Here is a 15,450-nt window from a genome sequence, read left to right on the forward strand (position 1 = left end):
TCGAGCCCTAAGCTGCCTGCTAACGGCAAGTCCTCAATTGTGTTGTTAAACATCTCGTTTTTGTTCATAACCTTTATAGGATCTGATTTTCACATAATCCGGCTTTATGGTTTTTCCATCACCTGTCTTCCATATAATCTGGTCAATCCTAAGCTGATATAAATATGTTTCCTGATTATCCCTGTTTTTTTCAGTTGTTTCCTTCAGCCAGCCTGCTTCTGCCAGCAGTTTTAGTAATAGTTTTATAAAGCCCCTGTAAGTTTTATTGTTGAAAACAATTCCCTTGCGGTTAGCTTCATATTTAAGATATTTTCCCAAAGCACTTGTTGGCCCTATACTTTTCCAGAAAATCCTGGAACCTCTTTTTAATGGTTCATATGCCATTCTGACCGGAGTTGCTATTTTTTCGTTTTCATCAAATTTCCATGGGGATTTTAACCTTTCTTTAATTTCCTTGTACTTTTCATTAATAGCGTTTTGAGTTAAATACTCCTCACTGGACAGTGCATAAGATTTCCTGAAAAATTCCAGAATTTCAGAAACAATATCTGTCCGCTCTTTATGTGGAAAGGTCCTCAAGAAACGGCACGCCTTGCCAACTTTCATCAGACGTGCAGTTCTCATTGAGATGTTTGTAGTCAATGCCTAAAAGAGCGCATTGCTCAAGGTTGGGAAGAACAACCCGCCAGCCGCGTCTTAAATCATAGAGGGCACGATACATTAAATAGTTTTTTAATGCATTTTCATTATCCTTTATTGCTCCAGGAAATTTTGTTGCGGGATTAGCAGCATATTCTTCAGGAGAAAGATCAAGTGCCTCGAATATGGCCTGATCCAGATTTGTAAAGTCCCTTTCTTTGTGTTTAATAAGAGCCTGACAAATTGCTGATCTAAGCTGAACAACTTTTAATGAATCATTGAAATGGCCTGACTGAAGGGCGGCATCCTGCCTGTTATCTGTAAAACTTAATAACTTCTGGTCTTTTGGCTTAAATCCATGTCCCTCAAGTTGAGTTAAAACTGAATATGACAACACTGTTGTTGACGTGCTGCGGCCTTCACTGCCCAGCCTTGTGAGTTTCGTTGATTCACTTGTTTTTGGATCGTATTGCGCCCCGCATGTAGGATCGAATAAAAGCTTTGCCGGCATAAACCAGCCTTCAAATTCATATTCGTTTCTGCTTGAAAAATTTCCTTTTTGATCAAAATATATTTTTTGGGGTAATCTGTCCTTATATCTTTTTTGAGGCTTGTAATTGCCCGATTTGTCAACTTTAACCCAGGCAGGAGGAAGCTGTTCAATATCTGTATCAGGATTCCACACATTCGTGCCTTTAATAATATATCCTGATGTAATGTCTTCTTCATCGCTTAAAATTTCTCTGAACTCACGTGACTTTAAAACTTCATTATCAAGATCTTTATTCACACAGATAAATTCATGGCCTGAAATCCTTGAGAATACTGTCGGAAATAATGGAATTCTGTTGTCACCATGGCCCTTCAGTAGTGTCCGGTTAAGTTTTTGCATATAGCATTTGCTCTTTGATAATCAGATTATCAGACCATACGTTTTTTTCGTCAGTACGTAATTCGTTCTGGATGGTATTTCTAAGCTGACGAATCCTCTTTATTGATACAGGTTCATTAAACTGTTCATGGCAGTATATGGCCATAAGCAGGTAGGTTATTAACCCCGCAAGGATTTGAACCATCAGGCCATATCTACTGTGAGCAATCAAGTGGTACACTTTTAAATGTTTCTTCCACCATTTGAAAAAAGTTTCGATATCCCATCTAAGCTTATAAACGGTTGCAACCTGCTCGGCTGTAAGGTCATAACGATCAGTTGCCACAAAATATTTGACACCGGCAATTTTATAACCAACCAGTCGAACCGGCTTTCTGGTCTGGTTTACCCCAGGAGTGCCAAGAAGAACCACAGCATCATAAAAAATATAGCTGTCGGGATCAACAGGCTGCTCTTTGATAATAGTTCTTGTTGTTTTCGCTTTGATGCGGCAAACAAAATGTTTTTTTTCATCCTGAAGAAGATCAAAATCCTTATGTGATTGATACCCCCGATCCATGATTCCTGTTTGGCCTTTTGTAAGGATAGACCTGACAAAGGGGCGTTCAGCGCCATTTCCATTTGTCAGATGAATTTTTATAGGAATCTTGCGATTGACATCAAAGCCGAAATGGCCTTTTGCTTTTTTAGCGCCTTTTCTGTAATCAGCCCAGTACATGGACAGAACTGCATCAATTAAAGATCCATCAATGGAAACGAGTTCACCGAGATCTGAATAATTTGATGGTAAAGCATTTTGTGCCTGGCTGCAAAGAGCTTGAAAAACATATTCAAGCTGTTCAAGCCCTCGAGAATTGATAATTTCGGAAAAACTGCTACGACTGATCCCTCCATCTGGAGCGACACATTCTTTGGCAAAATCGTCTTCTTTAAGGTGTTGAATAAGATCACGAGCTGATTCATGTTCTTGTAGATGGAAAAATATCAGTGCGTGAAGCTGATCTTCAAAAGTCATTTTCAATGGCCTGTGACCTCGGGATTTAAGCTGTGGCGTGTCAGGAAAAATCTTTTGCAAAGGTTTGAGAAATCGAGCATGAGATTGGGGATTAAAATTCTTTTTTGGGATATTGAATATGTCCATTTTTGTCTTAACTCCTTGTTATAATTATAATTTTATAACAAAACGATAAAAAATTTTTATTTGGTTTGTCAAGTAAAAAATGAACATTTTTCTAATTTTTTTATCCCATATAACATGCAAAAACCTAACCGGACACTACTGAGAACTATTATCAAAGAGCAGCCTGTTGATCCCGACAGCTATATTTTTTATGATGCTGTGGTTCTTCTTGGCACTCCTGGGGTAAACCAGACCAGAAAGCCGGTTCGACTGGTTGGTTATAAAATTGCCGGTGTCAAATATTTTGTGGCAACTGATCGTTATGATCTTACAGCCGAGCAGGTTGCAACCGTTTATAAGCTTAGATGGGATATCGAAACTTTTTTCAAATGGTGGAAGAAACATTTAAAAGTGTACCACTTGATTGCTCACAGTAGATATGGCCTGATGGTTCAAATCCTTGCGGGGTTAATAACCTACCTGCTTATGGCCATATACTGCCATGAACAGTTTAATGAACCTGTATCAATAAAGAGGATTCGTCAGCTTAGAAATACCATCCAGAACGAATTACGTACTGACGAAAAAAACGTATGGTCTAATAATCTGATTATCAAAGAGCAAATGCTATATGCAAAAACTTAACCGGACACTACTGATTAATTTACGCAATGATAACTATCAATATCAAGATGGCCTTTTCATGCTGACTATTCCTTCTTTCAACGAAGCTGTTATTCGTGAGGCTATCCTCAACGCTGTCAGTCATAGGGATTACCGCCTTGCCGGTTCGGTTTTTGTTAAACAATATCCTTCAAAAATCGAAATTATCAGTCCTGGTGGATTTCCTCCAGGAATAACGGCAGAAAACATATTATGGAAACAGTATCCCCGTAATCGTCGCATTGCAGAGGCATTTGGCCGATGCGGTTTGGTGGAACGGTCTGGTCAGGGAGCCAACCGAATGTTCGAGCAATGCGCCAGGGAGAGCAAAATCCCCCCTGATTTTTCTTGGACAGATGATTACCAAGTGTTTCTCACGTTAAACGGTAAGGTGCAAGATCCCCAATTCTTGCGCTTTCTAGAAAAAATAGGACGAGAGCGGCAGGTATCATTTGATTCGACCGACTTTATCATTTTGGATTTAATCAACAGGGAGCAAAAGCTGCCCCAATGGGCCAAAGATCAAGTCTTCGTTCTGATTAAATCAGGCGCTGTTGAGCGTGTTGCTCGCAAATATATTCTTTCCAGAAAATTTTATGAATTCATGGGCAAAAAAGGCGTGTACACCAGGAAATGCGGATTGGACCGCGAAACCAATAAGCAATTGTTGCTCAAGCACATTAAAGACAATAAAAATCAGGGGAGCCAATTCCGTGATTTAAAGGAGGTATTACCCTCACTCTCAAGGGATCAGGTGAAAAAGATACTTGCTGAAATGAAAGGGGGGAAAATGATATGTGTTGTCGGCAAGACCAGCGCAGCCAGATGGTATCCAGGTACTGGTGATTAATTCAGAAAGATACTGATTTTGGCCTAAGTTTGGCCTAAGTTTGGCACAATCTAATCCGTTAACTATTTGTATATACAATTATTTTGCTATTTTTAATAATTGCGATAGATATAATTAAGGCGCAAGTTTGGCGCAAGTTAAAGTGCAAAATTCCGAAACAGTGTCTCGGAATTTAAGCAATAAAGATTTGAAGGAAATTACTATACAATTAAAAATTATTGAAATGAAATACACAACCATACGCATAGAAGGCGCGATACTTTCAGCAGATATCCTGGACAAGATCGAGCAGGGAGATATTGGCGGCCAGCTTACCAAGAATTTTGGCTTTGATACAAAAATAAAGGTCAAGGATGAAATCGCAAGGGCATGGGCGGATGCCCAGGATCTGTGGAGAATATTCAAAAGGCAGAAAGAAAAAGTTGCTGAGCAGAAATACGGAACCACGGAAACAAGAAAGTTCTGGATGATCCCCCTGCTCGGATTGTTAGGATATGATGCCCAGCTATCAAAGGCGGAAACCGTTCATGGTAAATCGTATGCAGTAAGCCACCGCGTAACCAATCTTGCCGGATTCCCGATTCATATAGTGGGGTTTAATGACAGTCTTGATAAAAAGCGGACAGACAGCGGACCCCGCATGTCCCCACATGCCCTTTTGCAGGAATATATAAATCTTACCGAACATCTTTATGCAATTATTACAAACGGCATTCATTTAAGGCTTCTGCGAAACAGCAGCAGGCTTATCAGGCTGTCATTTATCGAGTTTGATCTCGAAACAATGATGGAGGAAGAACATTATGCTGACTTTGCCATAATGTTTCGCCTTCTCCATTCAAGCCGCATGCCTGCAAAAAGGGATCAGGATGCAGAGAGCCTGATTGAAAAATACCATCAGGACGCGCTGGATTCAGGATCAAGAATTCGAGAAGGCTTAAGTAATGCCGTAGAATATTCCATACGTTCTCTTGCAAACGGTTTTCTGGAACATGCAGACAATGAAAATCTCCAGGAAAAAATTGATAACGAGAATATTTCAGCATCTAAATTTTATCAATACCAGCTTCGCCTTATATACAGGCTTTTATTTTTAATGGTTATTGAAGAAAGAAACCTGATTTTTCCTGCCAATGCGGATAAAACCAAAAGAGAAATCTACTATGAATATTACAGCGTAAACCACCTCAGAAGGCTTTGTGAAAAACCCTATCTTGCCGACCAGCGGTTTAACGACCTTTGGATTGCACTTAAAAATACATTTCATCTTTTTGAAAGTGAAATAAAAGGGAAGCATCTGGGGCTAAGCCCCTTGGCCGGCGACCTGTTCGGATATAATGCAATTGGCATATTAAACAACTGTAATCTTGATAACAAGATACTTCTGGAGTGCCTAAGGAACCTAAGCGTATTCATCAATAAAAAAACAGGCCAAAAGATGCGTGTGAATTATGCCTCCCTGAATGTTGAAGAGTTTGGATCGGTTTATGAGGGCCTGCTTGAATATGATCCGGTGATTACAAAACAGGGCGGGGTTTTTCAATTTGATTTTGTTAAAGGGTCAGGCCGGTCTTCATCCGGTTCCCACTATACGCCTGATGAACTTGTTCAGCCGCTTATAAAGCATTCTCTGGATTATGTAATTAAAGACAAGCTGAAATCGCCTGACGAAAAAGCAGAAAAGGAAAAAGCTTTATTATCCATTAAGGTTTGTGATGTTGCATGCGGCAGCGGACATATATTGCTTAATGCAGCGAGAAGAATCGGAGCTGAACTTGCAAAGGTCAGGACAGGAGAAGATCAGCCTTCCCCTGCGCCTTTGCGGTTGGCGATCAGGGATGTGATTAAATCGTGTATTTATGGCGTGGATAAGAATCGTCTCGCTGTTGAGTTATGCAAAGTTTCCCTGTGGCTTGAGGCGCATAATCCAGGAGAGCCATTAAATTTTCTTGATCATCATATCAAATGTGGTGATGCCATTGTCGGGCTTGCATATAAGGAGGAGCTTGAAAACGGAATTGCCGACGAGGCGTTTAAAAAGATGCCTGGTGATGACAAGGATATAAGGGCTGCGCTGGCAAAGAGAAATAAAGGAGAAAGGAAAAGCGCTGAAAAAAGAAAAATTTTCTATGAACATATGGTCTGGAGCTGCTGAGGTCGTAGTGTCTCTTGTTTCCATATTTAAGGGAACATGGAAGGGCCAAGTCGTTTTTGGTAATGAAAAAGTATCGTCAATTAGCACTCTATTAAGAACAGGGGATACTTTAGAGAACCCACATCCATTGGTCGCAAATAGTAATAGAAGCTTTATTGGCAATTATGTCTTAGGTACTGGGTTTATCTTATCTATTGATGAAGGTAATACTTTATTAAAAAGAGATAAAAAGAATGGTGATGTTATATATCCTTATTTAAATGGTAATAATTTTAATTCCAACTTCGATCAGAGACCAAATAGATATGTAATCAACTTCTTTGACTGGTGGATTGAGAAAGCAAAGGAATATGAAGAATGTTTCAGTATTGTGGAGACAAAAGTAAAACCGGAACGGCAAAAAAAAGCGGATAAATCATGTAGAGAAAAATGGTGGCAACATGCCAGAATAAGGCCTTATTTATATAGTGCAATAAAAGGGTTACATAGGGTTCTCGTAGTAGCACAGGTTAGCAAAACGGTTGCCTTCGTTTTTGTGCCCATAAATCAGGTTTACGATTAAAAATTAATTGTATTTGCTTTTGATAAATATAGCCAATTTGCTGTATTACAGTCAAATATGCATGTCAATTGGGCCTGGAAATATTGTACTACTATGAAGACAGACTTGAGTTATGGGCCAAGCAGAATTTTCGAGACATTTCCCTTTCCACAAAATGTAGGACAACTGGCTGAAAGTGAATTGGATGAAATTGGGGAGAAATATCATGAGTTGCGCAGCCTAATAATGTTCAAAACGAAAATTGGACTCACCAAAACTTACAACCTGTTTAACAAAGACGACCTAACAGTTGAGGATATCGTAAAAGGAAGTAGGCAATGCCAAGAAGATTGTAAAGATGCCCACAAAAACATTCTAACTCTCCGCAATTTTCATAAACAAATGGATGAAAAAGTTATCAGTGCATATGGCTGGGAGGATATAAAGCTTGCCCATGATTTTTACGAAGTGGATTATCTCCCGGAAAACGACCGTATTCGATATACAATTTCACCCGATGCCAGAAAAGAAATCTTAAAACGCCTCTTAAAGCTAAACCACGAAATCCATGAACAGGAAGTCAAAGCCAGCCTGCTCGCAAAAGAAAAAACCAAAAAGAAAAAAATAAAAAAGAAACAAAAAACAGGCACGCCAAAACAAATGGAGATGTTTTAGCCTGCTGGGCCAGCCCTATATTAAAGCATTATCGATCCACTTCAGGCTGACCTAAGATTGACACGTCCCCATAACACCAAATTCAAGGGTAAATAGTTAAATAATTTTACATAAAATATTTTTGGGCGTATATTGCTGCCATAGGGGGATACAGCACCGAAAAAACCGGGGAGATTATTTTGTGATTGGAAGCTGGAGATTATGGTATTATAATATGGTAGGGTATTTGTTTTTCAAGGCATGTTTTTTTGCCTTTAATATTTTAGCATATTTTAGTTTGATTTTCCGTTTAATAGTTTCAAAACATACATTAATCCCATCAAACGAATATGGGAGGGAACATGGCCGATTTAAAAGAGATTAAACCGAACCGAACTCTTGAGTATCATCTCAACGCAGTAAAAGAGGGGGAACGATCCTTTGAAAATGCCTTCCAGGCTGTTTCTAGGATGATTTTGGAGGATGAGATCGAAAAAGTTGTCGTAAAAGGTATAACCACTTATAATTATAAAATTTTCAACCGCGGGGCAAAGCATATAATAGGCATGTATGATGAGATCAATAGTTTTGTATCCTTTGTCAAGGATGCCGCTGAAGGAGGCTCTTCCAAAGAAATGGCTTATGTTCTTGTGGGTGAGCCGGGCAATGGCAAGACTTTTTTTGTGGAATTTTTATGCTCCTTGTACCGCAAATTTCTCTCGAACGACAAAAATCGCAAATATTCTTTCAAATTACATAATCTTGACAAAGTCGGTGGTTATGGAAGGATTCCCACGATTGAATCACAGACATACGAAGATCCGATGATTCTTGCGATGAATCTTTATGAAGATCCTGACAAAAACAGAAATTTTTTATCCGAAAAAATCGGTTTTTCCGATTCGGAAATCGAAAAGCTTTATGAAAACTACCGACCCCTGGGCGCGTGCACCGGATATATCTGGAATGATATCCAGGTTTATATGGACGGCAATATGGATGATATGTTGAAATGCATAGAGATCGTGCCGGTTCCGCTTATTGAAAGTCTGGGAACCATTACAGGTAAATATCCTGCCAAAGATAAAATAACCTCTTCATCCGTGGACCTTCTAGGGGAAGAGTCTATCCAGCGCCTGCTTCATATTACAGATACAAGTAATCCCTATCGTTTTGATCTTAAACGCGGTGCGCTTGCACGGGTGGCCGGCGGCGGAATTCATTTCAGCGATGAAATTTTCAAGAATAAGAGAGACCTGGTGCAGGTCTACCTTGGTGTTATCCAAAACCGGAACATTGAGATAGACGGCTTTAAGTGGCCTATAGATACCCTTATAGTAGCCACCAGTAATAATTCGGAATTTAACCGGTTTCTGGCTGAAAAGGAGGAGGCCCCCATTGTTGACAGGTGTCGTATCTCCCATGTTTCCCACAACACCGATTACAAGCTGCAGGAGAAACTTACCTCATATGCCATAGGCAGTGAAACAAAAACCACCCTGGATAATGAGAAACTGCATCAGGACCCCAACCTTAACTACGCAGCTTCTTTGGCTGCTGTTCTTACTCGTCTCCCAAGATCGGAAAAACTTACTCCTATTGAAACGATGAAACTGGCTGCGGGTGAAATCGCAGGTGAAAAAAGCATCAAGGCCCTGGCCGAAGTTATAGATACATTAAACCAAGACCCTGAAATCACCAACAGATTCGGCCAAAAAGGGCTTGGTCAGCGTAATCTTGGAAGAGCCATTCAACTTATGCTCGAAAGCTCTGAAACAAATGAAGGCAAGTGTATGTTCGCATATAATGTCTTTAAGGCGGTTGAGAGGATTATCCTGGATTATGTATCAGAAGCCAATGACAGGGCAAAATACCTTGAAGATCTTAAAACAGCCAAGGGCTTGTATCGCGAAAGGATCATGACCGAGATGTTCAATGCCTATATGGATGAACCCCATGCCATTAAAAAGGATGTTATGAACTACGTCAACATGATAATAGGTATAGACGCTGAAAACCTGGGGCCGGACAAGATGTGGAAATATAAAGACCCCCAGACCGGCGAACTCAAGGCCATGAAAATTGATGAGCGCTATATCAAGAGCGTGGAAGAGCAACTGGGGCTCAAGACCGAGGAGCAGCGGAGTACATTCCGGACGACTATTCGAAAGATTTACGGTCAAAAACTTTCCGTAGATCCTGAGTATGATTTTATGGACAACCTGGAGCTGGTAAAAGCTGTAACTGATGTCAGGCTTAAATCGGATATATCCGGAGCGGGAAGCCTTATCGGTGCGCTTGCAAACAGAACCAACGAGGAGAACCAGAAGCTATACGACCGGATGATAGATACAATGCTTACAAAATTAAACTACTGCAAGACTTGCGCTCAGAAAACCATAGAATACTTCTGCACCCAGGAGGATGAAAAGTAGGGGGACAGCATGGACCCAAAACTCTTGAAATATTTTGACAGGATAAAAGACAGGGGCTTTACACCAGAGCGGGAAAAGAGAATCCTCAAGGAACTGCATGACAACCGCACCCATGATGATCCCGGCGGTTTGCAAAATATCACTTCCGCATCACCTTCATCCATCGGCTTTTACGGCTATAATGATCTATTAATGCTTCAGGCCTTGTCGGAACCCTCGTCTTCATATGCGCTCAGGCTTAAATCCCTGGATGAACTCCTGGAACGTGATAAACAGCGGGAAGAAGACGGGTTCCCCCGCAAGATCAGGGTGGGCCGGTTAATTAAACCCGGGAAAGGCGGCAAAGATAAAATTGTGGTTGTGCCAACAACTGTTGAGGAAAAATTTTTGCACGATTCTATCCGTGAAACTTCGGAAGAAGAGTCCTCTTCCGGAGGATCAGGGGAAGGTGAAGAAGGAGAGATTATAGGTGAGCAGCCGGTGCATGAACAGGATGGTTCAGGAAGCGGCCCCGGTGAAGGAGAAGGAGGCCCCCACGAAATGGAGTCGAATGCTTATGATATTGGAAAAATTCTGTCTGAGCATTTTGAACTGCCGAATCTTAAAGACAAAGGGAAAAAACGTTTTCTGTCCCGTTATACATATGACATGACCGACAGAAATCGTGGCTTCGGCCAGTTTCTAGACAAAAAAGCCACTTTGCGTCAAATTGTTGAAACCAATATAAGCCTTGGAAATATTCCTGATCCGGGAAATATCGATCCCACCGGTTTTCTGATTTCACCAAGGGACAAGATATATCGGATACTCTCACGGGAAAAGGATTATGAGTCCCAGGCGATGGTCTTTTTTTTAAGAGATTACTCCGGTTCAATGAGCGGTAAACCAACCCAGCTGGTAGTGGCGCAGCATGTCCTGCTTTACAGTTGGCTGCTCTATCAGTATGATAAACGGGTGGAGTCGCGGTTTATCCTGCATGATACTGATGCTACTGAGGTTCCTGATTTCTACACCTATTACAACTCGAAGGTGGCGGGCGGCACAAAGGTTTTTTCTGCTTTCCGGCTGCTTAACGAAATAGTGGAAAAGGAGAGTCTGGCCCGGGATTATAATATATATATATTTTATGGAACCGACGGCGACGACTGGGATACAGGGGGCAAGGAGGCTGTTCCGGAATTAAAAAAAATGCTGACCTATTCCAACCGGGCCGGAATAACCATAGTGGAACATTCCTACGGCTCGAGCGGGAACACGGAAGTTGAAAAATACGTTAAAAAATCGGGCTTTCTTGAAAAACATCCTGACCTGCTCCGTATGGACGTTATGAAGTCGGATGCGGATGAGCCGCGTTTGATCGAAGGCATCAAAAAACTTATCTCATAATAGGAATGTTATGGAACTTATTGATCAACATACCAAAAAAATTATGGAAGGCTGCAAGGAGAGAGCTCGGGACGCGGGCCTCAAGTTTCAGGATGAAACCCTGGAATATATTGTAACCAACCGGGATTTACTGGAACTGTCACCGAAAATAATGATTCCAACCCTTTATGATTACTGGGTCCATGATGTGGAGGTCCTTAAAGAAAAAGGAAAATACGAACTATATCCCGGCAACCCGTATGAAACAGTCATCAATACCCGCCCGGCTATCTCTTTTTACAATGACAATAATCCGGATTGGCTCAACGTTATGATATTCTATCATGTTCTGGCGCATATAGATTTTTTTCAGAACAACCTGTTTTATCGTCATACATGGGACTACGATTTTGCAGGTCAGGCTCTTTCGGATAAACGCCTGATCGCAAAACTGAGATCCGAACACGGCCGCTGGGTGGATTATGTGATTGAATTTTCCAGGGGAATAGATAACCTGGCAGGATATTATTATGAACTATCAAGACTTAATCGTAAGGAGAATGCGGGCTGGTCAAATCAGATCGATTTTTATTTTGATGTATTTATACAGAAAATAAACAAACTCAGCGTACATGAGTATATTAAAGAAATCGAAAGATATAATGAGTGTTTGAAGGAATCCGGCGATTTGGGAGAAGAGACCTTCATGGCTGAAATAGATTCACAACATCCTGAATTTAAAGAGCTCTTTCGCAAGAGCCTGGAGGAGAAACCGAAGAGCAAGCAGGATCTTATACAATATTTAATGGAGCATTCCGAATTTTTGAATAAGGAAAAAAATAAGTGGATGAACTCTGTTTTACAGGTTGTCAGAAACACTTCGATTTTTTTTCAGCCCCAGATCCGGACAAAAATAATGAATGAAGGCTGGGCCAGTTACTGGCACGAAACCCTCTTCCTGAGCGATGACCGGATAGGCGGCCATGAGGTTGACTTTGCCAGGCTGAATGCCGGGGTCACATCGATGCCCAGGGTCGGCCTGAATCCATACGCGCTTGGAATGCGTCTTTTTTACTATATTGAAGAGATAGCTGATAAGGGAAAGTTAAGCTTTGAATTTCAAAAAGTTGCCAATGCCGAGGAACGGAAAACATTTGATCGTAGTACAAAAAATGGAAGATCTTTTATTTTTAGTGTCCGTGAAAACTATTCGGATTTTATGTTTATCAATAAATTTCTTGATCAGGATTTTGCTACCCGGAACAGGCTTTTTGTTGCCGGAAGGAGATTGAACCGGGCCAAAAAGGTTTATGAGTATTACATAAAAAGCCGGAAACTCGAAGACTACCGGGCAATGGTGCTGGATTCACTTTATCATCCTCCGCAGATTGAGATCGATACCGAAAAGATGAAAGACAACTCACTTTATCTCACCCACACTTTTGAAAACAAACCGCTGGTTAAAGAGTTTATTTCCAATACCATGGTGGGAATCGAGTACCTGTGGGGCTCTCCTGTGCATCTTGAGACCCATGAAGTCGTAGCAGCGCGGTCTGTTCCCAGCCAGGATTTGACACTTCTGGGGCCCACCCCGACAGGAGATGAGACTGCAGCACCGGGAATTAAATGGCAGAAAGTTTTGTATTCCATGAAAAATCGAAAACTTACCAGAAAAATTTTATAACGGCGCCGGTGCTTGTGAGAGGATCAAATATGAAAAATATCGAGAAAGCTTTGCAGCTTCTGAACAAAAGCACAAACGGACCGACGGAAAAAGCTCTATTGCCATTTGAGGAGTGGATTAAACTGGCGCATGACAAGCCTGAATCAGCTATTCGGAATGTGTTCCAGATTTTTCATGATATGGTAAAGAATTATGTTGATCAAGGTATTGACGAATATCCGGATGATCCGGAATCGATTCATTTCCTTGACTATGATTGCAGCAGACTTTTTGTGGAGGATTCCGACCGACCCTTCCTTGCAGACCGGCCGTTTGCCAACCGGCTGCTTAGACAAGTGGAAGCGCTGAAGCGGGGAGCACAGCAAAACAAGATCTATATTTTCTATGGGCCTCCCGGATGTGGTAAAAGCACATTCTTAAATAATCTGCTGAAAAAATTTGAAGAATATGCCAATATAAAAGAAGGTTTGCGCTATGAAACGGTCTGGCGGCTTGACAAAAAAATCCTGGGAGATTTTCGACACCATACTAAAAATACTTTGATAATGAAATTATGCAAGGCGCTTGAAGCTCCCATTGAAGGGGAGGACGCTTTGCCGGATGAAGAGGACTTTATTGATACTGAAACCGATTACATTGATATCCCCTGCCCGAGTCATGACCACCCTCTTCTTATGATTCCCAAAATATACCGCCGGGATTTTTTCGATGCCCTTTTTGATAATGATGAATTCAAAGAAAAACTTTTCACTGGAAAAGAGTATGAATGGGTATTCAGTGACAAACCATGCACTATCTGCAGTTCAATATATCAGGCGCTTTCAGGTGTCCTGAAAAGCCCTGGTGAAGTCTACAAGATGATATATGCGCAACCGTACAGGTTCAACCGGCGCCTGGGAGAAGGGATCAGCGTTTTTAACCCGGGCGATAAACCGCTCAAACAGAACATCCTGAAAAACGAGATGATTCAAAAGAGAATCAACAGCCTTTTTAAAGAAAGAAATACTATTCAATATATTTATTCAAGATATGCCAAAACAAACAACGGTGTTTATGCCCTGATGGATATCAAATCACACAATACCGACCGCCTGATCGAACTTCATAATATCGTCAGTGAAGGAGTGCATAAGGTTGAGGATATTGAGGAGAATGTCAATTCACTGCTGGTGGCCTTGATGAATCCTGAGGATAAAAAAAATATCCAGAATATCCAGTCCTTTTCTGACCGGATTGAATATATAAATATTCCTTATGTCCTGGATCATCATACAGAGGCTGAAATTTATCGGAATATTTTCGGCAAGCAGATAGATGAAAGTTTTCTCCCCAGAATACTTCATAATTTTGCCAGGGTGGTTATATCGACACGCCTGAACAAAAAATCCGAAGGTATGCTGGAATGGATCAAAAATCCTAAAAAATACAGCCTCTATTGTGATGAAAATCTGCATCTGCTTAAGATGGCGCTTTACACCGGCTTGATTCCCACCTGGTTATCCGAAGAAGACCGGAAGAGATTAACTGCCAAACGGAGGCGAAATATCATAAGCGAATCTGAAAAAGAAGGAGCAAGTGGATTTTCAGGACGGGATTCCATCAGAATATTCAACGAGTTTTATTCACCGTACGCAAAAGCGGAGCGGCCGATTAATATGTCTAACTTATGTGATTTTTTTACAAAATTCCATAGCGATCTTAAAAAAACGATCCCTGAAGGTTTTCTTGACTCCCTGCTCCGAATGTACAATTATACGGTTTTGCAGGAAGTAAAGGAATCATTATACTACTATAATGAAGAACAGATTTCCAAAGATATTCAGCATTACGTGTTCGCCATAAACTTTGAGATCGGATCAGTGGAAACATGTAATTTCACCGGCGAGAAACTGGAGATCACCAATGGATTTATTCAAGACATAGAGAACCGTCTGCTTGGCGCTGGCAGCTCCGAGCAGAAACGAACAGATTTCAGGAATGTAACCCAGAAGGAGTATACCTCCAAGACATTGACAAAAGAGATCATGCTGGAAGGTAAACCGATTGTTGAAACAGAGCTATATCAAAACCTGTATAGTCAATATGAATATAATATTAAGGAAAAAGTGCTGGACCCCTTCCTTGAAAACGAAAATTTCAGACGCGCTATTAAAGATTACAACAAGGATGATTTTAAAACCTACGATGAAAAGATCAGGAATGATGTAACGTTTCTCATGAATAATCTTTGTAAGAAATTCAATTATACTGAGAAGGGAGCCCAGGAAGTATGCATATATGTTATAGACAATGAACTGGCGAAGAGTTTTTCCAATACTTAGAAAATAGGACGAAATAACTTCTCGTTTCTCCTATTTAATGTAAAACAATCATAAAAAGGACTCGATCGGATTAATTTATTCTTTACATTCTATTTGTATTATATTATTAAATAATGTTCAAAAAGAAAGGG

At 40.7% G+C, this 15,450-nt stretch carries 11 protein-coding genes and 1 pseudogene; 9 read left to right on the forward strand and 3 right to left on the reverse strand.

Annotation, left to right across the window (positions count from 1 at the left end; translation table 11 throughout):
• Positions 1 to 45: 45 nt before the first annotated feature.
• Genes BuS5_RS18960 through BuS5_RS18970 form a run of 3 tightly spaced genes read right to left on the reverse strand, consistent with a single transcriptional unit; the run spans position 46 to position 2,672 of the window.
• Entirely contained in the window at positions 46 to 579 is a 534-nt protein-coding gene (locus BuS5_RS18960) for a hypothetical protein (RefSeq protein ID WP_027354038.1), read from the reverse strand.
• The gene (locus BuS5_RS18965) at positions 560 to 1,531 is read right to left on the reverse strand and encodes a hypothetical protein (RefSeq protein WP_027354039.1); all 972 of its coding nucleotides are present in this window, start codon (positions 1,529 to 1,531) and stop codon (positions 560 to 562) included. The genes BuS5_RS18960 and BuS5_RS18965 overlap by 20 nt, the downstream gene beginning before the upstream one ends.
• On the reverse strand, positions 1,518 to 2,672 hold the full coding sequence (locus tag BuS5_RS18970) for an IS4 family transposase (RefSeq protein ID WP_274427886.1): 1,155 nt from the start codon (positions 2,670 to 2,672) through the stop codon (positions 1,518 to 1,520). The genes BuS5_RS18965 and BuS5_RS18970 overlap by 14 nt, the downstream gene beginning before the upstream one ends.
• A 141-nt stretch (positions 2,673 to 2,813) precedes the next feature.
• Between BuS5_RS18970 and BuS5_RS18975 the strand changes: the two are divergent.
• From BuS5_RS18975 to BuS5_RS19015, 9 genes and pseudogenes are all read left to right on the forward strand, one after another.
• A pseudogene (locus BuS5_RS18975) lies at positions 2,814 to 3,296 on the forward strand (transposase); the annotation flags it as partial.
• Positions 3,283 to 4,164: an ATP-binding protein gene (locus BuS5_RS18980; protein WP_051374792.1), complete on the forward strand. Its 882-nt coding sequence runs from the start codon at positions 3,283 to 3,285 to the stop codon at positions 4,162 to 4,164. The pseudogene BuS5_RS18975 and the gene BuS5_RS18980, both read left to right, overlap by 14 nt.
• A 187-nt stretch (positions 4,165 to 4,351) precedes the next feature.
• Complete coding sequence (locus tag BuS5_RS18985) at positions 4,352 to 6,319, forward strand: N-6 DNA methylase (RefSeq protein WP_157487399.1); 1,968 nt, start codon at positions 4,352 to 4,354, stop codon at positions 6,317 to 6,319.
• Complete coding sequence (locus BuS5_RS18990) at positions 6,294 to 6,881, forward strand: hypothetical protein (protein ID WP_051374791.1); 588 nt, start codon at positions 6,294 to 6,296, stop codon at positions 6,879 to 6,881. Before BuS5_RS18985 ends, BuS5_RS18990 begins: the two co-directional genes overlap by 26 nt.
• A gap of 6 nt (positions 6,882 to 6,887) precedes the next feature.
• The gene (locus BuS5_RS18995) at positions 6,888 to 7,535 is read left to right on the forward strand and encodes a type IIL restriction-modification enzyme MmeI (RefSeq protein WP_338000295.1); all 648 of its coding nucleotides are present in this window, start codon (positions 6,888 to 6,890) and stop codon (positions 7,533 to 7,535) included.
• A 341-nt stretch (positions 7,536 to 7,876) separates the two neighbouring features.
• On the forward strand, positions 7,877 to 9,949 hold the full coding sequence (locus BuS5_RS19000) for a serine protein kinase (RefSeq protein WP_035265461.1): 2,073 nt from the start codon (positions 7,877 to 7,879) through the stop codon (positions 9,947 to 9,949).
• Positions 9,950 to 9,958: 9 nt separating this feature from the next.
• Positions 9,959 to 11,335, forward strand: a complete 1,377-nt coding sequence (locus BuS5_RS19005) for a DUF444 family protein (RefSeq protein ID WP_027354013.1) — start codon at positions 9,959 to 9,961, stop codon at positions 11,333 to 11,335.
• 10 nt (positions 11,336 to 11,345) lie between these two features.
• Positions 11,346 to 12,998: a SpoVR family protein gene (locus tag BuS5_RS19010; RefSeq protein ID WP_027354012.1), complete on the forward strand. Its 1,653-nt coding sequence runs from the start codon at positions 11,346 to 11,348 to the stop codon at positions 12,996 to 12,998.
• A 29-nt stretch (positions 12,999 to 13,027) separates the two neighbouring features.
• Complete coding sequence (locus tag BuS5_RS19015; protein ID WP_027354011.1) at positions 13,028 to 15,319, forward strand: serine protein kinase PrkA; 2,292 nt, start codon at positions 13,028 to 13,030, stop codon at positions 15,317 to 15,319.
• Positions 15,320 to 15,450 lie beyond the last annotated feature (131 nt).

This window comes from Desulfosarcina sp. BuS5 (genome assembly GCF_028752835.1).
Classification (GTDB): Bacteria; Desulfobacterota; Desulfobacteria; order Desulfobacterales; family BuS5; genus BuS5.